22 protein-coding genes and 1 tRNA gene are annotated in these 20,010 nt (G+C 67.2%); 19 read left to right on the top strand and 4 right to left on the bottom strand.

The features are described 5' to 3' along the window. Positions 1-387: 387 nt before the first annotated feature. On the top strand, positions 388-852 hold the full coding sequence (locus tag ACZ3I4_RS26825; protein WP_465384783.1) for a hypothetical protein: 465 nt from the start codon (positions 388-390) through the stop codon (positions 850-852). Next, complete coding sequence (locus tag ACZ3I4_RS26820; protein WP_465384782.1) at positions 849-1,166, top strand: winged helix-turn-helix domain-containing protein; 318 nt, start codon at positions 849-851, stop codon at positions 1,164-1,166. Before ACZ3I4_RS26825 ends, ACZ3I4_RS26820 begins: the two co-directional genes overlap by 4 nt. A gap of 561 nt (positions 1,167-1,727) precedes the next feature. On the opposite strand, the gene ACZ3I4_RS26815 is transcribed toward ACZ3I4_RS26820, so the two are convergent. From ACZ3I4_RS26815 to ACZ3I4_RS26805, 3 genes are all read right to left on the bottom strand, one after another. Continuing rightward, positions 1,728-3,524 carry a GmrSD restriction endonuclease domain-containing protein gene (locus ACZ3I4_RS26815; RefSeq protein ID WP_465384781.1) on the bottom strand — a complete coding sequence of 599 codons (1,797 nt, stop codon included), beginning with the start codon at positions 3,522-3,524 and terminating at the stop codon, positions 1,728-1,730. Positions 3,525-4,203: 679 nt separating this feature from the next. Then, positions 4,204-4,629 (bottom strand): GNAT family N-acetyltransferase, encoded by a 426-nt coding sequence (locus tag ACZ3I4_RS26810; RefSeq protein ID WP_465384780.1) that lies wholly within the window; start codon positions 4,627-4,629, stop codon positions 4,204-4,206. A 125-nt stretch (positions 4,630-4,754) separates the two neighbouring features. Beyond that, a complete protein-coding gene (locus ACZ3I4_RS26805) occupies positions 4,755-5,534 on the bottom strand; it encodes a GntR family transcriptional regulator (RefSeq protein WP_465384779.1) in 780 nt (259 codons plus the stop codon). Between the two features lie 151 nt (positions 5,535-5,685). Here ACZ3I4_RS26805 and ACZ3I4_RS26800 point away from each other — a divergent pair, with 151 nt between their 5' ends. The 15 genes from ACZ3I4_RS26800 to ACZ3I4_RS26730 all read left to right on the top strand — a co-directional run bounded on the left by ACZ3I4_RS26800 (position 5,686) and on the right by ACZ3I4_RS26730 (position 16,482). Then, positions 5,686-5,931 carry a DUF6284 family protein gene (locus ACZ3I4_RS26800; protein WP_465384778.1) on the top strand — a complete coding sequence of 82 codons (246 nt, stop codon included), beginning with the start codon at positions 5,686-5,688 and terminating at the stop codon, positions 5,929-5,931. Further along, entirely contained in the window at positions 5,931-6,668 is a 738-nt protein-coding gene (locus tag ACZ3I4_RS26795) for a DUF2637 domain-containing protein (protein ID WP_465384777.1), read from the top strand. The genes ACZ3I4_RS26800 and ACZ3I4_RS26795 overlap by 1 nt, the downstream gene beginning before the upstream one ends. A gap of 11 nt (positions 6,669-6,679) precedes the next feature. Then, positions 6,680-6,871 (top strand): hypothetical protein, encoded by a 192-nt coding sequence (locus ACZ3I4_RS26790; RefSeq protein WP_465384776.1) that lies wholly within the window; start codon positions 6,680-6,682, stop codon positions 6,869-6,871. A gap of 88 nt (positions 6,872-6,959) precedes the next feature. After that, on the top strand, positions 6,960-7,106 hold the full coding sequence (locus ACZ3I4_RS26785) for a hypothetical protein (RefSeq protein WP_465384775.1): 147 nt from the start codon (positions 6,960-6,962) through the stop codon (positions 7,104-7,106). Positions 7,107-7,270: 164 nt separating this feature from the next. Further along, on the top strand, positions 7,271-9,475 hold the full coding sequence (locus ACZ3I4_RS26780; RefSeq protein ID WP_465384774.1) for a cell division protein FtsK: 2,205 nt from the start codon (positions 7,271-7,273) through the stop codon (positions 9,473-9,475). Between the two features lie 143 nt (positions 9,476-9,618). Beyond that, entirely contained in the window at positions 9,619-9,867 is a 249-nt protein-coding gene (locus ACZ3I4_RS26775) for a hypothetical protein (RefSeq protein ID WP_465384773.1), read from the top strand. Continuing rightward, complete coding sequence (locus ACZ3I4_RS26770) at positions 9,864-10,202, top strand: hypothetical protein (RefSeq protein ID WP_465384772.1); 339 nt, start codon at positions 9,864-9,866, stop codon at positions 10,200-10,202. The genes ACZ3I4_RS26775 and ACZ3I4_RS26770 overlap by 4 nt, the downstream gene beginning before the upstream one ends. Then, positions 10,202-10,921: a DNA methylase gene (locus ACZ3I4_RS26765; protein WP_465384771.1), complete on the top strand. Its 720-nt coding sequence runs from the start codon at positions 10,202-10,204 to the stop codon at positions 10,919-10,921. The genes ACZ3I4_RS26770 and ACZ3I4_RS26765 overlap by 1 nt, the downstream gene beginning before the upstream one ends. Further along, on the top strand, positions 10,921-11,292 hold the full coding sequence (locus tag ACZ3I4_RS26760) for an RRQRL motif-containing zinc-binding protein (protein WP_465384770.1): 372 nt from the start codon (positions 10,921-10,923) through the stop codon (positions 11,290-11,292). The genes ACZ3I4_RS26765 and ACZ3I4_RS26760 overlap by 1 nt, the downstream gene beginning before the upstream one ends. Continuing rightward, positions 11,289-11,963, top strand: a complete 675-nt coding sequence (locus tag ACZ3I4_RS26755) for a DUF4417 domain-containing protein (protein ID WP_465384769.1) — start codon at positions 11,289-11,291, stop codon at positions 11,961-11,963. The genes ACZ3I4_RS26760 and ACZ3I4_RS26755 overlap by 4 nt, the downstream gene beginning before the upstream one ends. Beyond that, the gene (locus tag ACZ3I4_RS26750; protein ID WP_465384768.1) at positions 11,963-12,502 is read left to right on the top strand and encodes a hypothetical protein; all 540 of its coding nucleotides are present in this window, start codon (positions 11,963-11,965) and stop codon (positions 12,500-12,502) included. Before ACZ3I4_RS26755 ends, ACZ3I4_RS26750 begins: the two co-directional genes overlap by 1 nt. Positions 12,503-12,684: 182 nt before the next feature. Further along, the gene (locus ACZ3I4_RS26745; RefSeq protein ID WP_465384767.1) at positions 12,685-13,560 is read left to right on the top strand and encodes a bifunctional DNA primase/polymerase; all 876 of its coding nucleotides are present in this window, start codon (positions 12,685-12,687) and stop codon (positions 13,558-13,560) included. Beyond that, positions 13,560-14,669: an AAA family ATPase gene (locus tag ACZ3I4_RS26740; protein ID WP_465384766.1), complete on the top strand. Its 1,110-nt coding sequence runs from the start codon at positions 13,560-13,562 to the stop codon at positions 14,667-14,669. Before ACZ3I4_RS26745 ends, ACZ3I4_RS26740 begins: the two co-directional genes overlap by 1 nt. Before the next feature lie 230 nt (positions 14,670-14,899). Further along, positions 14,900-15,091 carry a helix-turn-helix transcriptional regulator gene (locus tag ACZ3I4_RS26735; protein WP_465384765.1) on the top strand — a complete coding sequence of 64 codons (192 nt, stop codon included), beginning with the start codon at positions 14,900-14,902 and terminating at the stop codon, positions 15,089-15,091. Further along, positions 15,088-16,482: a tyrosine-type recombinase/integrase gene (locus ACZ3I4_RS26730; protein WP_465384764.1), complete on the top strand. Its 1,395-nt coding sequence runs from the start codon at positions 15,088-15,090 to the stop codon at positions 16,480-16,482. Before ACZ3I4_RS26735 ends, ACZ3I4_RS26730 begins: the two co-directional genes overlap by 4 nt. 155 nt (positions 16,483-16,637) lie before the next feature. Here ACZ3I4_RS26730 and ACZ3I4_RS26725 read toward each other — a convergent pair. Next, positions 16,638-16,722: transfer RNA gene (locus tag ACZ3I4_RS26725), tRNA-Ser, on the bottom strand. Positions 16,723-16,935: 213 nt separating this feature from the next. On the opposite strand from ACZ3I4_RS26725, the gene ACZ3I4_RS26720 reads away from it, so the two are divergent. Further along, the gene (locus ACZ3I4_RS26720; RefSeq protein ID WP_465384763.1) at positions 16,936-18,798 is read left to right on the top strand and encodes an RICIN domain-containing protein; all 1,863 of its coding nucleotides are present in this window, start codon (positions 16,936-16,938) and stop codon (positions 18,796-18,798) included. An 18-nt stretch (positions 18,799-18,816) separates the two neighbouring features. Next, a complete protein-coding gene (locus ACZ3I4_RS26715) occupies positions 18,817-19,776 on the top strand; it encodes an NAD(P)H-quinone oxidoreductase (RefSeq protein ID WP_465384762.1) in 960 nt (319 codons plus the stop codon). Positions 19,777-20,010: the final 234 nt, after the last annotated feature.

The following is a 20,010-nucleotide window of genomic DNA, read 5'->3' as shown; positions in this document are numbered from 1 at the left end:
ATCGAGCCATGCCCTTCTTGGACTGGTCAACGATGGACGCCCGACGACCGTTCGCGGCGACCGGCAGCCGCATCGACGCCTCCCTGACCAGGTGGGACTCCGCTGGAGCCTCGTCGGTATTTGCTCGGCAGGCGGCCAAGGCGTGGTGGCGATGCTGCCCAACGTCCTGGTGGCGGGTCGCCGGCAGTGACGGCAGGCGGGTCGCAGGAGCGGACGTGTGGACCGCTCGCGCGTGCTGTGCGGCCCCATCTATCGACGTACGTCGTGGAGTGCGACGGACATGCAGCAAGAACTGTGCGGGATGAAAATACTTGCCGGAGCGGAAAGTGAAGAGTAACTTTCTCTCCAAGCAAGTACTTTCATCACGGGGGACAGGGAGGACGGACCATGTCTGCGACACCTACGCCCGAAGAGGCCCGCCAGGCGCTGCAGGGCTACGACCAGCAGCGCAAGGACAGTGCCACCGCGAGTGGCTACTCCACCGCCTACTGGATCGGCGCTGGTGTCTTCGTCGCCGCCTTCGGTGTTTTCACCGATTTCTATCCGGACTGGGCCGGGGCCGGGGGCACCGGGCTCAGTCTGACCTTGCTGGCCGTCGTGGTGCTGTCGACCACCCGCTGGGGCAGTGCCCTGTTCGGCCGCCGGGTGCAGGTGCGGCGTCAGCCCACCGGGCGGCGCTGGCTGCTCGCCGTCCTCGGGGCGGTGCTGGGCCTGGTCGCCATGCTGGCCCTGGCCGGCCTCGACCTGCCGCACAGCTCCGCCGTCGTCGGCCTCGTCTTCGGCCTGCTGCTGGCGATCGGTGGCCCGTGGTGGCAGCGCCGCGCTCTCGCCCGAGAAGCCGCCCGGCCGTGACCGACGAGGATCCGACCGCCGCCGGCGATCCGCGGCTGGAACCTCTGCTGCTCGACCCGACCAGGCTGTCCATCATGGCTACTCTGGCCGCAGCCGAGTGGGCCGAGTTCAGCTTCGTCCGCGACACGGCCGGTCTCAGCGACTCAACCCTGTCCAAGCGGATCTCCCAGCTCGGCGACGCCGGTTTCGTCGAGGTGCGCAAGGGCTACGTCGGCAAGCGCCCGCGCACCTGGCTCAACCTCTCGAAGGCCGGGCGCGCGGCGCTGCGCTCCCACATCGCGATGCTGCGAAAGATCGCAGAACAGACTGCCTGACGCGTACGGGCAGCTCAACGCCGACATCCGCCGGCCGGGCCCGCTGGATGCCGTTCGGCACCCGACACCGGCACCATCCACGCGCGTCCGCCTGAGCGCTGTGCCGCACCCGTTCCCGGCCGACAAGCAGCGGCCGGGCGACGTCGGTGGGCAGGTAGTCCGCGAGTTTGCGCAGGCTCAAGCCGGCGAAGGCCGCCCCGGCGTGCTCGGACCGGCCACGGCCATTGCACTGCTTCCGACGCGGCGCCCACATCGCACCAACGGCCGCAGGACGCAACCCCGACGAAGGCGTGAGCCGCGCACCGGCCGCGCCCATCGCACCGCGGGGTCTGGGGGTCGCCCCCAGGTGAGCACAGCGGAGGGCGTGGGATTCGAACCCACGAAGAGTTTCCCCTTACCGGTTTTCAAGACCGTGCGCAGCAGGGCTATGACCTGCTGAAACACCAGGGGCAAGCCCTTCGTCGTCGCGTATACGTCGTGCTCTCAGTGTTTCAGCGGTCGCTCCTGAAGGGTGGGGATGGCTGGCGTCGTGGCCATCCCCACCCCGTCTCAGGTAACTAACTACTCCGAATGGTCCTCGATCGGGAGGGGCAACTGCGGCGATTCGCTCACAGCATCCTCGGGGATCAGTGCCGGCTGAGGTGATGGTCGAGCCTGCCGCGGTATTCTCCGGTTGAAGAAAGGGTCCCAGGTTTCACGAGAGACCACCTGATCTGGGATAGCTGGGCCAATATCGACGTGATCGATATAGCCCTTGTTTATAAGCAAGTTCGCCAGCCGAGCGAGCACAACTGCTCGTGTTCCCAGAAAGTCGTCGAACCCTGCAGTGAACAGCCACTCACCTGTGCCTGCGCTGAGGAGAATATCATCCAGAACCTCACCGTCTTCCGGCATCAAGGATCGGTAATCCTGGGGCGCCTTTGCGCGAATTTTATTGTTGTCTACGCGCGAAAGGAAGCAGAAGTTGGCGAGCGAGTTAACCAGATATCCAGAACGCCACTTTTTTGCCCCCGCAACTCTCGTTACGTAGGCCTTCGGAAACATGTGATGAAACTCTGCTCTATTATACGACTGAAGTACCCTGTCAACATCAACGGCGTTGCCCGAGATGAAGCTGCGTGGATTCAACTGCGCCAGCATGGTTACGAATGTCGCAGTCTTGGCTGAGGATGGCCTAAAGTCTGACCATAAGAACCATTTCGGCTTGACTTCGACCGCAAAATTCCCAAGATTGTTTTCCTGGCCCTCTCTCAGCAGACCCATCTCGGTGATGTCGGAACGGGCGGCACGAATGCTCTGCCCGCTATACCTCTCCGCGAAACAGGAACGCCAGAACCAAACCTTTAGCGCCCGGACTTCCGAATCGGGTGTAAGTCGAAGCGAATCACCCGGAACGGCAAAATAGACCGATAGTGGCGCGAGCATTAGAGGATACGGGAGGGTCTTTATCGTTTCGACCTTGAGTTGTTTCCGTAAGAATTCGACAGCTCCCTTTATGCCATTCTGAACGCGATCAAAACTCTGTCGAACTTCTTCTCCATTTATGTCCATGAGCGTATCGATGGCCGGGTTCGAGCGCAGGATTGCAGCGCAGCAGCGCAAAACAAGATTGGGGTCGGCGCCAATGTCGCCGAATCCGAAGTCTTCCAAATCTTCCTGCAGCAGTTCAAGCTTATAGCGCAGATCGAATTGCTCACTCCAAGTCCAGGCAGACAGCAATTCTAGGGTTGTTAGCTCCACTCCCATGCGGTTGATTCGCTCAAAGACAATTGCAACGGTGGCCCGATCGTCGGCCTCCATAGCCTGAATTGGTATCTGCGCTTCCTTGAAAACACTGTGCAACTTGTCTATGGCTCTGATGTGACGCTCGCGTGTGAACCGGGCTGACGCAACCCGGTAGGCCACGGAGTCAAACAGCGCGTCCAGCGGAAAATGGCAACTCATGTCAACTTCATCAGGAGATAGCGCGACGAATTGTGACTGCTGCGCAACCTCGGGCGCCGAAAGGTCGAAGTAGACCGACCGCCAGGAAGAGTCCGGAGGGCGTTCGAACTCGGTTTGAAAAGTTACGAAAAGAGAGGTGACGCGCTGCTGCCCGTCGAGAACATACGAGATCGGGTACTTCTCGTGGGGATCTGGAAGCTTGAACGGTCCAAGATCACGTTCGGAGGATAACTTCTCCTGCGTCAGCCAAAAAAGAAGCGAACCGAAAGGGTAACCTTTATAAATGCTATCGAGAAAGTGCGCTACGTGATCGGCGTCCCACACGAATCCGCGCTGAAACGCTGGTATCCGAATCTGTCCAGAATATACCTGATCGAGAATTTTCCGAATTGGGTAACTCGTCAGTTCGCTCAAGGCGTCTCCGGTCTCGTCAAGTGAGGTGGTATAGATCGGCCGAATCGTGCGCCCCACCTGCCAGGTGTCCTACCAGGAGAGTCACCGTACCGCCGTGTGAGCCATGCACAACAGGGGTCTTCCGGTGGACTCTGTCCGGCTCGTCGAGACGTACCCACCGATCGCGCATAAGCTTGAGTGACACTCTGATGGATCGCCTGTCACTCAACTTTTTGCAGGCCAGAGCACGTCAGGTGACAGCGGTGACAGAAGTGACAGCGGTGACATGGGCTACCGGCTGCGCGTAGGATCTCGGTTCTGTCGTTGACTACTCTTGCGTGCGGGTGAGGCCATGAGCGATAACGTCAAGCGGGGAAACCCGCACGCGCGGCACCTCACGCCTGCTCCGTTTGTGGGCGCGTGACAAAGGTAAACCTCCGTACAGGTCTCCTCTACTCTCATACGCCTTCTGACGGAACGAAAGTGTGTCCAGCCTCAGCCTCCGCAGTGCTGCAACCTGATTTGGAACTGCGGTCGCCACCGGAACTTCCCTCGCTTCGCCGAGAAACCCCACCTGCGCCAGCGCTAAGAGTGGACGATGGTGGCCCCTCTAAGAGCGTTCCTGCCGTACCTGGCGGGCTTCCTGGCCTCGGCAGAAGACGTTGAAGGGGTTGCAGCGAGAGAGCAATGATCAGCATCGTTAAGCGTCGGAGTCAATGACACCTGGAGCCGCATAGCAACGCGCCGGAATAGTGCTTCCGTCCGCGACGCGGTGTTCGGTATAACCTAGCAAGAAGCACCCCATGCGTTCGTACATGTTGATCGCGGTTTGGTCCTTTTCCATTACGTCGAAGACGGCCTTGAGATGCTCGTCTCTGGCGTAGTCCATTGCTGCTTGGGCGAGCAGCCGGCCAGCACCCCGACCGCGCGCAGCCGGTCCAACAAACAGCCGTGCAAGAACGACGACTTCGGATTCCGATACTCCGGTACGCGTCACGAGCATTGAGACGGCTGCATCGCCGTGCGGTTCGCAAACTGCAGCGTGGCCAAGTATCTCCCCGGGCTCGCCTGCCACCCAGGCAGCCTTTAGGCCCGCTGGATACATCCATCCCTCCGCGTCGTCCACCCCTTCTACCGGATAGCCGTCGAGTGCGTAAACCTCACGGAGTAGGGCGGCGCATTCGGGTACATCGAAGTCAGTCCGCGGACGAACGCGCACTGACTGGCCTCCGTTAGGCATCTGTGTCATTTTTAATCCTCAATCGGCATGTTGTAATCTAGTCCATTGAGGTCCGCGCGGAGCACGAACCTTGTCACCTCGAATGGTGTCCCGAGCTTATCGAATGCGGTGTGAAGCACATCGAGTACTGGGACGCCGTCGGGAATGGTTAACCCGTTGACTTCCTCGGGTGTCGGCATGCGCGCCGAAATTTCCTCGCGAATTCGTGCGATCGGATGCCCGAGATCCTCGAACCGGCCGTAAAGGCTGCCCTTGCCCATGTTGGCACTGGTTGCCAATACAGAACCCTCGGAGATGGTCCAAGGGATATACGTGACGCCGACCTGAACGGGCTCGTCATCGGCGAAATACCAGTTCTCCCTGCGCGTCACAGATCGGTTATCGCGGCTAAGCCCAAGCCGTTCGGCGACATCATCCGGCGCATCCACACGGGTGATCGACGTGCAATCGACGCGTGCCGTTCGTCCCTGCCTGGCGACCTCCGCCCGGTACGGAGACAGGCCAGTGGTCTCGCGCAGTGCTCGTGAGTACCGATTGCTACCGAGTCGTAGCAGCGGCCGGTGCTCTCGAACGAACACGCCGGCGCCATGCTTGGCGACCGCCAGTCCCTCCCTCCTGAGCATGTCGATGGCCTCGGCCGCGGTGTTGCGCGCCGTCCCGTACTTCGCTGCCAAGACCCTCTCGGATGGCAGCTTGTCGCCCGGCTGGAATGTCCCGTCGCCAATCTGCGCTCTGAGGTCGTCCGCGATGCGCCGGCTTGGTGGTCGTCGTTCGCCCTGTTCAGACGTCACTTTGAGCCCTTCTCCTTCGCTCCGCGCCAAGGCTGCCTGGCCATGTTAACCGAACTGGCTTGGGCCACTTCTTGACATGGGGCCGGGTAGAGGCTTTTACTGGCTCAAGCCAGTACTGGCTCAAGCCAGTTAGCCACCCTTGGAGGACTCAGTGAAAGAGCACGCCGAAGATGTCAGCGGACCTTCCCCGCATGCATTGGCTGCGATCGAGGCCGAGTGGCCGTTGATCGAGGCGGAGTTGTCCGTGCTTGACGCCGAGATCGTCAACATCTACGCCGCCGAGCGCGGCGGCCCGTCGCCGCTAGATCGGCGTCGTCTCCGTCGGGCCGAGGCCCGCGTAACCCGGGTTGCCGCTGAGCTGGCCGCGCTTCCCGCCGCCCTGCGGGAGGTGGCGTGATGACGCAGGACATCGCCCGGCTCAAGCGCATCGGCTGGGGCACCCGGGGTGTGTTCGCCCTCGGCATCGCCGCTTCGTTGGCGGGCAACGTGCTGCACGCCGCGGACAGCCCTATCAGCAAGGCCATCTCGGCGTGGTCGCCACTGGCGCTGCTGCTGGCAGTTGAGCTGATCTCGCGTATCCCTGGCCGTCGCGGCTGGATGTCGTACGTCCGGCTGGGTGCGACCGCGGTTATCGCCGGCATCGCGGCGTGGGTGTCGTACTGGCACATGGTCGCGGTGGCGTCCCGGTACGGCGAGACCGATGCGAGCCCGTATCTGCTGCCGCTGAGCGTGGACGGCCTGATCGTGGTTGCCTCGATCAGCCTGGTGGAGATCGGCGGTCGGATCCGTGCCCTGGCGCAGACCGAGACCCCGGCGCCTGCGCCTATGCCCGCGCCCCTGCCGGCGGCCGTCGCGGTCACGCCTCAGCCGGTGATCGAGGTCGAGGCTGCCCCGGCTCCCGGACCGGTCCAGACGGTCAAGACCGCTCCGGTCAAGCGCGTCACGCCGCGACCGGCATCGGCCGAGAAGGTGGCCAAAGCCGCCGCCAAGCTGCCCGGCGCGCCCGTCGCCGAGATCGCCAAGAAGGCCGGTGTGTCGGTGTCGACCGCCCGGCGTCACTTGCCCCAGCGCGTCAGCGATGCGTCACCATCTGCCCCGGTTCCTGCCGAAACGCCCGCTCTTGTGGCCGCGTGAGGTGACCAGCGATGACCGAGTCCGAGATCTACGAGGCGCACGCCGAACTTCACAACCTGCGCACCGACCTGGCGAACCTGCACGACTGGGCCGAGAACGCGCTGAACGTCGACCACCACGACCGGCAGTACATCGCCGAGCACCTGTCTACCGCGGTTGCCGCGTTGGCGATCGGCGAGCCGCTTCCGCGGCGCCCTTTCTGATCTGCCCGGCGGCACGGCTCAACCGACCAAAGCAGCGCCGTGCCGCCGGTCCCTCCGAAGCCCATCACGACCTCAAGGAGAGACCCCCATGGTCGCGCAGACCGATCGCACTGTCACGACTCGACTCACCTGCGGTTGCACCGTCGTCAGCCGTCCGGGCGAGTACGCCACGTGCCCCCGCGGCCACGACGCGATGCGGCCCGACCACCTGACCAAGACCCGCCGGAAGGGCTGACCCGAGATGCGTTTCTGGTACCTGCTTGCCGTGCCCGCGGTTCTCTTCGCCGTGGACGCGATCACTGACCCCGGTGCTGGCTGGTGGTTGTCCGCCGTTGCGGCGGCCGGGTTCACCCTCAGCACTGTTCTCGCCGCCCGCAGTGCCCGGAAGGAGAACCGTCGATGACCAGTCCCCGCAACAACCCCGACGATTTCGACTGGACGGCCGCCGAGGCCGACGTCTCCGAGGCCGAGGTGGTCGACCTCGACACCGCCCGCGCCCGGCGCAGCAACCCCACGCCCTCCTACCCGACCGGCGCCGACCTGGACGAGGTGGACCGCGAGGACAGCCCGGTGCTGGTGGACAGCATCGTCGCGCAGCGCCGGCCGCGGTTCTCCCTCGCCTCGTTCCGCGACGCCACCCGGGTGCCGATCGTCCCGTCGTGGCTGCGCTCGACTACCGAGTTCAGCGGGAACCTGGCCTGGGCCACCGGGTTCGGCGTGCACGCGCTGGCATATCACGCGGTGCGGGTGCCGAAGTACGCGCTGCGGATCGCGTGGCGGATCCCGCGCGGCGCGGTCCGGGTGATCGGCGGCTACACCCGCTGGCTGTTCGACCTGGAAGGCGAGCCGGTCCGGCAGGCCACCGTGCGCCGCGACGACGCCGAGGGCTACCTCAAGCTGGCCCGCCAGCGTGACCGGCGCGTGCGGTGGCGCGGCATCACCGCTGTCGGCATGCTGGTGCTGCTGCTGGCCGTGACCGGATGGCTGCTGCTCGCCCCCGGCTGGCAGCGGTGGACCGCGCTGGCGGCCCTCGGCGTGCTGCTGGGACGACTGGGCACCCCGGCGGACAAGCCGCTGCTGGACACCGCGGTGGTGCGGACCGAGGTGGCACCGCTGACCTCGGCTGAGGTGTTCGCGGCGCTCGCCGCGCTGGGTATCCCGGGGATCAACCAGGCGATCCGGCGTGGGGACACCGGCCGCTCATGGTTCCCCGCGCCGATCGCTCGGGAGAACGGTGTCGGCTGGCGGTGCGAGGTGGAGCTGCCCCGCGGGGTGGTCGCCTCGGCCGTGGTCGACAAGCGCGAGGAACTGGCCGCCGCGCTGACCCGCCCGCTCGGGTGTGTGTGGCCGGAGGCCAACGCCGAGGTGCACCCCGGCCGGCTCGTGCTGTTCGTCGCAGACAAGGACATGTCCAAGGCCAAGCAGGCAGCGTTCCCGCTGCTCAAGGCCGGAACGGTGAACCTGTTCAAGCCGGCCCCGTTCGGCACCGACCCCCGCGGCGCGCTGGTCACGATCACGCTCATGTTCGCCTCGATGATCGTCGGCTCGATCCCGCGCATGGGCAAGACGTTCGCCCTGCGGTTCGTGCTGCTCATCGCCGCGTTGGACCCGCGGGCGTGGGTGCTGCCGTTCGACCTCAAGGGCACCGGTGACCTGTCCCCGCTGGAGCCCGTGTCGCACCGGTACCGGGCCGGTGACGACGACGAAGACATCGCCTACGACCTGGCCGCGATGCGCGAGATCCGCACCGAGATGCGCCGCCGCACCAAGGTGATCCGCGACCTGCCGCGCGACCTGTGCCCGGAGAACAAGGTCACCGACGAGTTGGCCGGGATCAAGAAGTTCGGGTTGCACCCGATCGTGATCGGCGTTGACGAGTGCCAGGTGTGGTTCGAGCACCCGAAGTACGGCGACGAGTTCGAGGAGATCTGCACCGACCTGATCAAGCGCGGACCGGCCACCGGCATCACCCTCGTGCTGGCCACCCAGCGCCCCGACGCGAAGTCCCTGCCCTCCGGGATCTCGGCTAACGCGGTGCTGCGGTTCTGCCTCAAGGTGATGGGCCAGATCGAGAACGACATGGTGCTCGGCACCTCGCAGTACAAGAACGGCATCCGGGCCACCATGTTCGGCCGCCGCGACCGCGGGATCGGCTACCTCGCCGGTGAGGGCGACGACCCCGTGATCGCCCGCGGGTTCTACATCGACGCCCCCGGAGCGGAAGTCCTGGTCAAGCGGGCGCGGACGGCCCGCGAGAAGGCCGGGAACATCACCGGCCACGCGGCGGGGGTCGTGCTCGACACCACCGAGGTGCGCCGCGACACCGTGCTGGAAGACGCCGCCGCGGTGATGGCCGGCAAGAAGAAGCTGTGGGCCGCCGTGCTGGTCAAGCTGCTCGCCGAGCTGCGGCCCGACGTCTACGGCGACCTGACCGCCGACCAGCTCCGGGCCGCCCTGGCCCCGCACGAGGTCACCCCGGGGCAGGTCTGGGGCAAGGACCCCGACACCGGCGAGACCGGCAACCGGCAGGGCTACACCCTCGCCGACATCACCGGAGCCATCACCAAGCGTGACGGAAACGGCGGGCGCGGCAAGACCAAGTGACCCGCGCGACGGTCCTAGGTCTAGGACCCCTGCCCTCCTAGACCTAGGACCCCTCCTAGAACCCCATCCGAACCCTGGCCAGCGCCCTAGCACCTAGAGGCGTCGGCCCCGTGCACCCTGAAACCAGCTCAGGAGGCCCTGCCGTGACGACCCTCATCGTCCTAGCCGTTCTTGCCGCCCTCGGTTACGCAGCGTTCTACATCGCCACCTGCGCGATCTCCCCCTGGGGCGTCTGCAAGCGGCCCCGCTGCACCGGCGGACGGATCTACTCCCGCATCTTCGCCAAAACCTTCCGCGACTGCCCGCGCTGCGGCGGCACCGGCCGCCGGATCCGCGTCGGACGCCGCATCTACGAGTACCTGCGCTCCGAGCACAAGGCAGGCAACCGATGACCGCCCGGACTATGGCCCGGTTCCGCCGTGAACCCACCCCGCACACCGCATGGTGCGCCCGCGATCACCGCTGCGGGATCGCCGAGCACCGCTCGGCCGACCTGCTCGCCGACGGCATCGGCGGCCGGGCCGTCCTCACCCGCGTGCGGGCCGGTGACGTCGAGTACATCGAGATCCGCGCCCGGATCCCTTTGCACCACACCGAAACCGGCGCCCGCTGGCAACTCGGCACCGCCCTGCACCTCATGCGGGAACTGCTGGCCGCGGTCGCGATCCGCCGCGGCGTGTTGCGGCATCGGGCCGAGCGGCCCGCGATCGACCGGAGGGCGGCGTGATGGCCCGGCCGCTGCTGCTCGATCTGTTCTGCTGCGCTGGCGGGGCTGCCGCCGGGTACGCGGCGGCGGGGTTCGACGTGGTCGGGGTGGACATCGCCGAGCGGCCCCGCTACCCGTTCCGGTTCGTCCGCGCCGACGCCCTGTCCTTCCTCGACATGCTGATCCGCCGCGACCGCATCCGCGCGTTCACCCTGATCCACACCTCACCGCCGTGTCAGGCCGGATGCGCGTTGACCCAGGGCACGAACCGGGCGATGGGCTGGGGCCGCGACCACGTGCAACTCATCCCCGACCTGCGCGCCCTGCTCGACCGCTCCGGGCTGCCGTACGTCATCGAGCAACCCGACGGCAAGGCCCCGGTCCGCAAGGACGTAACCCTGTGCGGGGAGATGTTCGGGCTCGGCGTGATCCGACACCGCAACTTCGAACTCGGCGGCTGGACCGCGCCGCGGCCGACGCACGTCAAACACCGCGGCCGCGTGCGGGGCTGGCGGCACGGCGTCTACCACGACGGCCCCTACGTGGCCGCCTACGGCGACGGCGGCGGCAAAGCCACGGTGGCCGAGATGCAGACCGCGATGGGCATCGACTGGACCGATGTCCGCGAGGAACTGACCGAGGCCATCCCACCCGCTTTCACCGCATGGCTCGGCCGCGCTTACCTCTCCGCGGCTGCTCGACCTGCACGGTTCGCGCAGCCGACAGGAAAGGCCGCGTGATGGGCCGAATCCGCGTGGCGTTCCACGACCCCGACGGCGCCCGGTACGGCCTGCCGACGTACTGGTGGCGCGGCGCCCCCGACGGCTACGCCACCCGCCGGCAACTGCGCGCCCAAGGGCTGTGCCCCGGCCGCCAGCCGATCGCCGCGCAAATCCTGTGGGCCGGGATCGGCGGCGTCCGGACAGCGCACCTCTACCGGCTCGATCTCGCCCGACCCAAGCGGCCCGCGACACCCGCGCAGCGCCGTGCGATCCGGGCCGCGCTACGCGCCCGCCGCACCTGCCCGACCTGCCACGAGACCCGCGACTACTACATCCCGCGCTCGCTCGGCGAATGCCTGACCTGCCACGACAAACGGAGCACCCGATGACCGTCGCACCGGAACACACCCTCGGCGGCACCCGATCGAGTCACCGCTGGGGCGAGATGCCCGGCGGCTGGGACCGCCTCAACACCCGCGCCCTGTTCCCCAGCGCGAACCCGTGGGGAATCCCCGACCTGCCCGCCGCGGCTTGCGAACCTGCACGGTTGCTGCCCTACAACGACCGCCGGGCACTCACCGCGGCCCGGCCGGGTGACGCGATCCACTTCTTCCTCGATGACTACCGGTTCGAGACCGTGTGGGCGAAACCCGAACGTGGTCTGTCCCGGTGCGCATCGGTCGGCGCCGCCCTCACGCCCGATTTCAGTCTGTGGACCACGATGCCGCTGGTCATGCAGCAATGGCAGGTCTACCGATCGCGGTGGTGCGGCGCCTGGATGCTCGCTCACGGCATCACCGCGATCCCGACCGTGAGCTGGTCGACGCCGGACAGCTACCCGTTCGCGTTCGCCGGCATCGCCCCCGGCTCGACAGTGGCCGTGTCCACCGTCGGTGTCGTCCGAGATCGGGACGCACGGCCGCTGTTCGCGGCCGGCTATACGGCGATGTGCGATCGGATCCGGCCCTCGCTCGTGCTGATCTACGGCACACCCCTGCCGACCTGCGCGGTTGGCGACGTGGCGACACGGGTTTACCCGACGCGTTGGGCAGGCCGGTAATGGGCGGCCGAGGAAGTCGAGGCCGGCCCCTGCCCCAACCTGGCCAGATCGGCCCGCACCCGCCGGCGGAAGCGGCCGAGCAAGGCGAACAGCCGGACGCAGCAACCGAGCAGGTCGCCAAGCCGACGGCCCCGGCCGACCGGATCCGCGACACCGTCTCCGACCTGCTCCAGAACACCGAGGGCTGGCTGATGCTCTCCGATCTCCGCAACGCGCTGCCCGACCTGAGCAAGCAAGAGGTCGACGCCGCCCTGCGGGAGCTGTCCAGAGACCCCAACGTCACGATCGTTCCCGAGTCCAACCAAAAGGTCCTCACCCAAGAGCAACGCGACGGCGCGTTCAGGACCGGCAACCAAGACGGCCACCTCATCCAAGTCCGCAAACCGGTCGACGCCGGTGCCCGCGGACGCATCGAGAGCGGCGGCGTCACCGGAGCATCCGACGCCGACCTGGCCATGGCCCAACGCGACACCACGACGTCGTCCGCGCTCTACGACGAGATCCGAGCCGAGGTCCGCCGGCGTCGCGACACGCCATGACAAGCCGAGCGACGCCGGGCGGCTGGCTGGACTGGCGTGAACACCTCGCCGGAAACCCGCTGCCTTGCCGGATCTGCCACCGCCCGGCGATCTGCCGTGACGACCACGACCGGCCCTGCCACAAGGTCTGCGCGGAAGCCCAACTAACACCATCCACAAGCGACATGAAGGAGCGGACTCCCATGCACGACAACGACTTCCTGACCGCCGCGCTGTCCGCCGCGGCCCGCGGCTGGCACGTCTTCCCGCTCCGCCCGGACGACAAGCGGCCCGCGATCGAGCGGTGGGAGCAGCGCGCCACCACCGACCCCGACCGGATCCGCCGGTGCTGGACCGCGGGGCCGTACGGGATCGGGCTGGCCTGCGGGCCGTCCGGCCTCGTGGTGCTCGACTTCGACGCCCGCAAAACCGGGCAGGCCGCGCCCGCCGGAGCCGAGGGTTACATGCACGGCTGGGGCGTGTTCACCGACCTGTGCGCCGACCTCGGCCACCCGGTCCCGGAGGACACGTACGCGGTCGCGACCGGCCGGGGCGGGCTGCACCTGTACTTCCACCAGCCCGACGGCGTCGAGCTGCGCAACACCCAAGGCGACCGGGGCGGTCTCGGTTGGCTGATCGATACTCGAGCGCACGGCGGCTACGTCGTCGCCGCAGGCTCGATCGTCGCCGGCCGCCCGTACACGGTGCGGCAGGACGCACACACGGCCACGCTGCCCGACTGGCTGACCGAGCGGCTACAGCCCACACCGCTACGCCCGGAAGGCCCGCCGGTCGTCATCGAGCTGCCCGCGGACCGGCGCGGCGCGTACGTGCGGGCCGCGATCGACGGCACCCTGGCCAAGCTCGCCGACGCCGGCGAGGGCGGCCGCAACCACGCGCTGTTCATGGCCGCGCAGACCCTCGGCCAGCTCGCCGCCGGCGGCGCGGTCGCCGAGGACACCGTGATCACCGCGCTTGTCGACGGCGCATCCCGGCTCGGCCTCAGCTCACGCGAGATCGAGCGCACTATCTTGTCCGGCCTGCGCGCCGGTGCCCGCCGCCCGCGGCAGGTGGCGTGATGACCGCCCCGACCCCGGCCGAGCGGCCCGCGCTGCGCGTCGCCGGGCCGGACGACGCCGCGGCCGTGCTGTCCGCCGTCGACAAGCCCGCCCGGCTGCGGACCTCGTGGACCGCCGCGGACATCATGGCGATGGAGTTCGCCCCGCCCAAGTGGGCCGTGCCCGGCGTGATCGCCGAGGGCTTCACGCTGCTGTGCGGGCCGCCCAAGGTCGGCAAATCGTGGATGTCGCTCGGGCTCGGTGTCGACGTAGCCCGCGGCGACCGGGCGTTCGGCTCGATCGGTGTGGACGCCGGGCCGGTGCTCTACCTCGCCTTGGAAGACACCGCCCGGCGGCTGCAGAACCGGCTGCGCAAGGTGCTCGGCGACCGGCCCGCGCCCGCCGGGCTCACCCTCGCCACCCAATGCCCGCCCCTGCCGCAGGGCGGGGATCAGGCCATCGCCGCGTGGCTCGATCGGCACCCGCGGGCGCGGTTGGTCATCATCGACGTGTTCGCCAAGCTGCGCGGCAACTCCACCCCGGGCGCGTCCGCCTACGACGCCGACTACGCCGCGGTCGGCCGGGCGAAGAAGGTCGCCGACGACTACGGCGTCGCCGTCGTCGCCGTGCACCACGTGCGCAAGCTCGGCTCGGACGACTTCCTGTCCGAGGTGTCCGGCACCAACGGGCTCGCCGGGGCCGCGGACGCCACGCTCGTGCTCAAGCGGGCACGCAACCAGGGTGACGGCGTGCTGCACGTGACCGGCCGCGACGTCGACGAAGCCGAGTACCCGCTGACCTTCGACCCCGCCGCGGGCGCGTGGCGGATGCTCGACGGCCCGGCCGGCGACTACCAGCTCAGCGACACCCGCGCGACGATCCTGCGCTACCTGCGCGGCGCGCCGGGCTCGACACCCAAGGTCATCGCCGAGGGGACCGGCCTCAAGCCGGACACCGTGCGGCAGAACTGCACGCGGATGCTCGCCGACGGCCAGCTAGCCGCCGAACCCGGCGGCCGGTACCGGGCGCCCGGTGTCACCGCTGTCACTCCTGTCACTGCTGTCACTCAACCCGAGCTGACCTGCGAAAACGGCAGTGACAGCGGGAGTGACAGCCAGGGTGGCGCCTGATCATGAGAGATCGGCTGAAACACGGAGGATCCGGGGCGATACCGGCCGGATGCATAGGAACACCTCGGGACCCACGAGATCTTGGCTCAGTGTGGCGCTCAGGGGGTCGTTCTCCGCCCCTCTGTCGCCGCGCCTTCCGCACCGTCCACATGACACCCGCGCCCGGCCCTGAGGCCGACACGGAACCGCTGAGAGCCCCGCAACACCCCACGCCAGGGAGGCCGGAACCCATGGCAGCGCGCAGCTTCCTCACTCTCGACGAATTCCTGACCGAATTGGACGTCCCTCGCTCGACATTCTTCCGCTGGAAGGCGCAAGGCCGGGCACCACGCACCTACAAAATGCCGAACCGGCAGATCCGCATTCGCCGCACCGATTTCGAATCCTGGCTGTCTGCGCGAGAGGAACCTCAAGCGGCATGAACACGACCTATGACGTCAAGATCTGGGGAATCCAGGAACACAAGGGAAAGGAACGTAAGACCGGAAAACCGCGCAGCACCCACCGAGTCCGATGGGTTGTCGCAGGCTCAGTGTTCGGCGAGAGCTTCCAGACGAAAGCGCTCGCGGAGAGCTTCCGGTCGAAACTGGTCACCTTTCAGCGGGAAGGCGTCGCATTCGACGTAGCGACCGGCCTACCCGAGCCAATGGCGCGGGCTCGCAACACCTGCTCATGGTACGAGCACGCTGTCAAGTTTGTGGATATGAAGTGGCCGCGCGCGTCAGCCAAACACCGTAAAAGCATCGCCGAGTCTCTGGCGCACGTCACGCCGGCCCTGCTCGCCGGTGAGCGCGGCGCACCCTCGGATGTCGAGATCCGCCGTGCGCTGTATTCGTGGTCGTTCAACCGGACGCGACGTGAGGTAGGGCTGCCGCCCAGCGACATTGCGGACACGGTGCGTTGGCTGGAGCGCAATACCGTGCCGCTGACAGCATTGGAAGACGCCGCCCTGATTCGAAAGGCCCTCGATACGCTCACGCTCCGCACCACGGACGGTCGACCAGCAGCCGCGACAACCATTGCGCGTAAACGCGGCGTCTTCTACGGCGCTCTTCGCTACGGCGTCGAGCTGCGGCTACTCCCGACCCACCCTATGGATCACGTCCAATGGATCACGCCCAAATCTGATGATGAGGTGGACAGGCGCTCGGTCATCAATCCGGCGCAAGCCCTCCTGCTGTTGTCCGTCGTCGCGGCTATCGCACCGCATCTCGTCGCGTTCTTCGCGTGCCTCTACTTTGCGGCATTGCGGCCGGCCGAAGCCCTGCATCTCCGCGTAGATGATTGCGAGCTGCCCGAGCAGGGGTGGGGCATGCTGCGGCTCGCCGGCTCCACCCAACACGTGGGGCAGGACTGGGGCGACGACAGCAGCGCCGTACTTGAGGACCGGGCGTTGAAACATCGCCCCGAGACCGCAACTCGCCCGGTGCCTGCCGCGCCGATGCTCGTGCGTGCCCTGCGCTGGCACATCGCGGCCTACGGGCACGCGCCGGACGGACGACTGTTCGTCACGCGTGGCTACGGCAACGGGCCGGTATCCAAGGAGACCTACTCGCGGACGTGGCGACGGGCGCGGCAGATCGCCTTCACGCCCGCGCAGCAGCGCTCACCACTCGCCCGCCGGCCGTACGACCTGCGGCACGCGGCCGTATCCCTGTGGCTCAACGCGGGCGTACCGGCTACCCAGGTCGCCGAGTGGGCCGGACACAGCGTCAACGTGCTGCTCAAGGTCTACGCCAAGTGCATCGAGGGGCAGGACCAAGCGGCCCGGCTCCGCATCGCCGAGGCGCTGGGTGAGCCGCACGACGGGTAGGAGGCGCCGACGCGTTCGTTGTCGCGTATTTGTCGCGACGAGTGAGCCTGAGCGGTCCTGAGTGGGACTGAGTGAGACCGAGCGGTGAGTTGAGATGACCGTCGCTGACCTACGTTCGCCGAGGTCAGCGACGGTTTTCGCTGTTCATCGCGGAGCGGAGGGCGTGGGATTCGAACCCACGAAGAGTTTCCCCTTACCGGTTTTCAAGACCGGCGCCATCGGCCACTAGGCGAGCCCTCCCGATGTTGCCGTCCAGTGTGCCAGATGCGGGCCCGCCACCCGGGGACCGCCCGGCGCGAAACTTAATTCAAAACTCTTAAAAGGCATCTGAGCTGCTGGAACACGCTCTCCGGAACTGTTACAGGCAGTTGACACGGGATCGACGAACATGTTTACAGTTCAGAGCCTTACCTATCCCGCCAAGGCCCCCACCTCAGGCAAGGGAGTCCCCGTATGTCCATCCCCAGGAAGATCGGGTGGGTCGCATCCGCGGCCGCGGTTGTTTCGGCGACCGTCTTTGTGGCACCCGAGGCGTTTGCCGCCAACGAGGCAGTGAACGTCTATCTGACCACCACCAGCGACAGCGGCGGCCGCACCGTCACGCGCGGCCTCCAGCAGCAGGCCCCGGTCTCGTTCGCGAGCAGCAGCGGGTCGGCCAACCAGACCATCACGGTCAACGAGAACACCAGCTACCAGCAGTTCGAGGGCGCCGGCGCGTCGATCACCGACACCGCGGCGTTCAACATCCGGGGGAGCGGCGCGCTTTCGGCCGCCACCCAGAACGACGTGATCACCAAGCTGTTCAGCCCGACCGCCGGCATCGGCGTGAGCGCGATCCGCAACGTCATCGGCTCGTCCGATCTGGCGCAGAACAATTTCTCGTACGACAACACGTGCTGCGACGTGAACGACTTCTCGCTCGCGCGGGACGCCGACGTCATGGCGCTGACCAAGCAGGCGGTCGGGCTCAACCCGGCCGGGTTCGTGATGGCCTCGCCGTGGACGGCGCCGCCGTGGATGAAGGACAACAACGCGTACAGCCAGGGGTATCTGCAGGCGCAGTACTACAAGGCGTACGCGCAGTACTTCGTCAAGTACATCCAGGGCTATCAGTCGCAGGGTGTCCCGATCCGGTACGTCACCTCGCAGAACGAACCGGGTTGCTGCCCCGGCTACCCGTCGATGCAGTGGCCGGTGTCGGGTCTGCAGTCGTTCGCGAAGAACGACCTCATGCCCGCTCTGCAGGCGGCCGGGCTGAACACCAAGCTCCTCATCGGAGACTGGAACTTCGACACGTACGACCAGTGGGTGGCCCCGCTCGTGGCCGACGCCGCGATCCGCAACCACCCGAACTTCGGCGGCATCGCTTGGCACGACTACGGCGGCAACCCGTCGACCGCGAGCACCGTGCGCAACCAGTACCCGAACGTCAACATGTACATGACCGAGCACTCGGGCGGCACCTGGGTCAGCAACCAGCACGCCGAGGACATGGGTGACCTCATCGAGTACTTCCGCAACTGGGGCCGGGCCTGGACGAAGTGGTCGCTCGCGGTGGACCAGAACATGGGCCCGCACAACGGCGGCTGCGGCACCTGCACCGGCCTGATCACCGTGCAGCGCGGCGGCAGCCGGAACGGCCAGGTCGACTACACCGTCGAGTACTACACGATGGGGCATCTGACCAAGTTCGTACGCCCGGGCGCGGTCCGCATCGACTCGAGCGCGAACGGCACGGTCCCCAACGTGGCGTTCCGCAACACCGACGGTTCCAAGGCGCTGATCGCGTACAACACCACCACCGGCAACCAGAGCGTCAAGGTGAACTGGGGCGGGCAGTCGTTCGTCTACAACCTGCCCGGCCGTACGTCGGCCACCTTCACCTGGAACGGCTCGCAGTCGGGTGGCGGCGGCGGTGGTGGCACCGGCCGGACCGGCACGATCAGCGGCCTGGGCGGCAAGTGCCTCGACGTCACCGGCGGCTCGACCGCCAACGGCAACCTGCCGCAGTTGTGGGACTGCACCTCGGGCAACACCAACCAGCAGTGGACGGTGGGTACCGACGGCACGATCCGTGGTCTCGGCAAGTGCCTGGACGTGGCGAACAACTCGACGGCGGACGGGGCGACGGTCCACCAATGGGACTGCACCGATTCGGTCGCGAGTCAGAAGTGGACGGTCACGGCGGGTCGCGACATCGTCAACAACGCGTCGGGCAAATGCCTCGATGTGAAGGACAACAGTTCGGCCAACGGCGCGAAGTTGCAACTCTGGGCCTGCACCGGCGCCGCGAACCAGAAGTGGACCACGCCGTAACAGGGCAAGCTAGGAACCATGCACGCCATCGTTATCGAGGACAAGAAACTGGTCCTGCGTGAGGTTCCGGATCCCGAGGCCGGCGGTGGTGAGGTCGTCATCGACGTCACCGCCGCCGGCGTCAACCGCGCCGACGTCTCCCAGCGCCAGGGCTTTTATCCACCGCCGCCCGGGGCTTCGCCCTATCCGGGTCTCGAGTGCGCCGGGGTGATCAGCGCCGTCGGCCCCGATGTGACCGACCGGCACGTCGGCGAGCGGGTCTGCGCGCTGCTGGCCGGCGGCGGGTACGCCGAGAAGGTCGCCGTGCCGGCCGGTCAGCTGCTGCCGGTGCCGGCCGGGCTCTCGCTGACCGAGTCGGCCGCGTTGCCCGAGGTCGCGTGCACGGTCTGGTCGAACGTCGTCGACCGGGATCGGCTGCGTAAGGGCCGGACGCTGCTGGTGCATGGCGGCGGCAGCGGCATCGGCACGTTCGCTATCCAGCTGGGCAAGGCGCTCGGCGCCTCCGTGATCGCCACCGCGCGGGCCGGCAAGCACGAGGCGTTGCGGGGCCTCGGCGCCGACCTGGTGATCGACTACACCACCGACGACTTTGTGAGCGCCACCCGTGACTTCAACGGGCAGGGCGCCGATGTGATCCTCGACATCGTGGGCGCCAAGTATCTGAGCCGCAACATCGAGGCGCTCGCGCCGAACGGCCGGATCTCGGTCATCGGCATGCAGGGCGGCCGCAAGGCCGAACTCGACCTGGGCCTTCTGATGTCGAAGCGAGGTTCGGTCTCGTCGACGTCGCTGCGCGCCCGGCCGGCCGACGACAAGGCCCGAATCGTGGCCGCGGTGGCCCGGGACGTGTGGCCGCTGGTCGAGGCGGGCGCCGTCAAGCCGATCGTCCACACCACGATGCCGCTGGCCGAGGCGGCCGCGGCGCACGCGCTGATGGAGTCGAGCGACCACCTCGGGAAGATCCTGTTGACCCCGTAGTGGCACCTTGAACGTACACGTTCGGGCGATAGTTGTGCGGATTTTGTGTGTCTTTGACCGCTTTCTGCGGCGCGGCGAAACGTTCCGGGAGGGCGCGCCGCTCAGCATGGTGTCACTCGGGCCGAGTGATCGGCCGGTGGGCTCGCGCCTCGCGGGTCCTGCCTGACGAGCGACATCGGGAGGTCTCATGACCAACACGCCGTTGCGCCCCGCGCGGTCGGCGCCCGCCGATCG

The organism is Actinoplanes sp. NPDC021490, assembly GCF_055562135.1.
This window is presented reverse-complemented; position numbering and strand designations above follow the sequence as displayed.

Coding starts and splice junctions, on each gene's coding strand:
- ACZ3I4_RS26755 (WP_465384769.1), top strand. CDS start 11,289: ATGACCGTCGCACCGGAACACACCCTCGGCGGCACCCGATCGAGTCAC.
- ACZ3I4_RS26795 (WP_465384777.1), top strand. CDS start 5,931: ATGACGCAGGACATCGCCCGGCTCAAGCGCATCGGCTGGGGCACCCGG.
- ACZ3I4_RS26740 (WP_465384766.1), top strand. CDS start 13,560: ATGACCGCCCCGACCCCGGCCGAGCGGCCCGCGCTGCGCGTCGCCGGG.
- ACZ3I4_RS26780 (WP_465384774.1), top strand. CDS start 7,271: ATGACCAGTCCCCGCAACAACCCCGACGATTTCGACTGGACGGCCGCC.
- ACZ3I4_RS26730 (WP_465384764.1), top strand. CDS start 15,088: ATGAACACGACCTATGACGTCAAGATCTGGGGAATCCAGGAACACAAG.
- ACZ3I4_RS26760 (WP_465384770.1), top strand. CDS start 10,921: ATGGGCCGAATCCGCGTGGCGTTCCACGACCCCGACGGCGCCCGGTAC.
- ACZ3I4_RS26715 (WP_465384762.1), top strand. CDS start 18,817: ATGCACGCCATCGTTATCGAGGACAAGAAACTGGTCCTGCGTGAGGTT.
- ACZ3I4_RS26735 (WP_465384765.1), top strand. CDS start 14,900: ATGGCAGCGCGCAGCTTCCTCACTCTCGACGAATTCCTGACCGAATTG.
- ACZ3I4_RS26790 (WP_465384776.1), top strand. CDS start 6,680: ATGACCGAGTCCGAGATCTACGAGGCGCACGCCGAACTTCACAACCTG.
- ACZ3I4_RS26785 (WP_465384775.1), top strand. CDS start 6,960: ATGGTCGCGCAGACCGATCGCACTGTCACGACTCGACTCACCTGCGGT.
- ACZ3I4_RS26770 (WP_465384772.1), top strand. CDS start 9,864: ATGACCGCCCGGACTATGGCCCGGTTCCGCCGTGAACCCACCCCGCAC.
- ACZ3I4_RS26750 (WP_465384768.1), top strand. CDS start 11,963: ATGGGCGGCCGAGGAAGTCGAGGCCGGCCCCTGCCCCAACCTGGCCAG.
- ACZ3I4_RS26825 (WP_465384783.1), top strand. CDS start 388: ATGTCTGCGACACCTACGCCCGAAGAGGCCCGCCAGGCGCTGCAGGGC.
- ACZ3I4_RS26720 (WP_465384763.1), top strand. CDS start 16,936: ATGTCCATCCCCAGGAAGATCGGGTGGGTCGCATCCGCGGCCGCGGTT.
- ACZ3I4_RS26745 (WP_465384767.1), top strand. CDS start 12,685: ATGCACGACAACGACTTCCTGACCGCCGCGCTGTCCGCCGCGGCCCGC.
- ACZ3I4_RS26765 (WP_465384771.1), top strand. CDS start 10,202: ATGGCCCGGCCGCTGCTGCTCGATCTGTTCTGCTGCGCTGGCGGGGCT.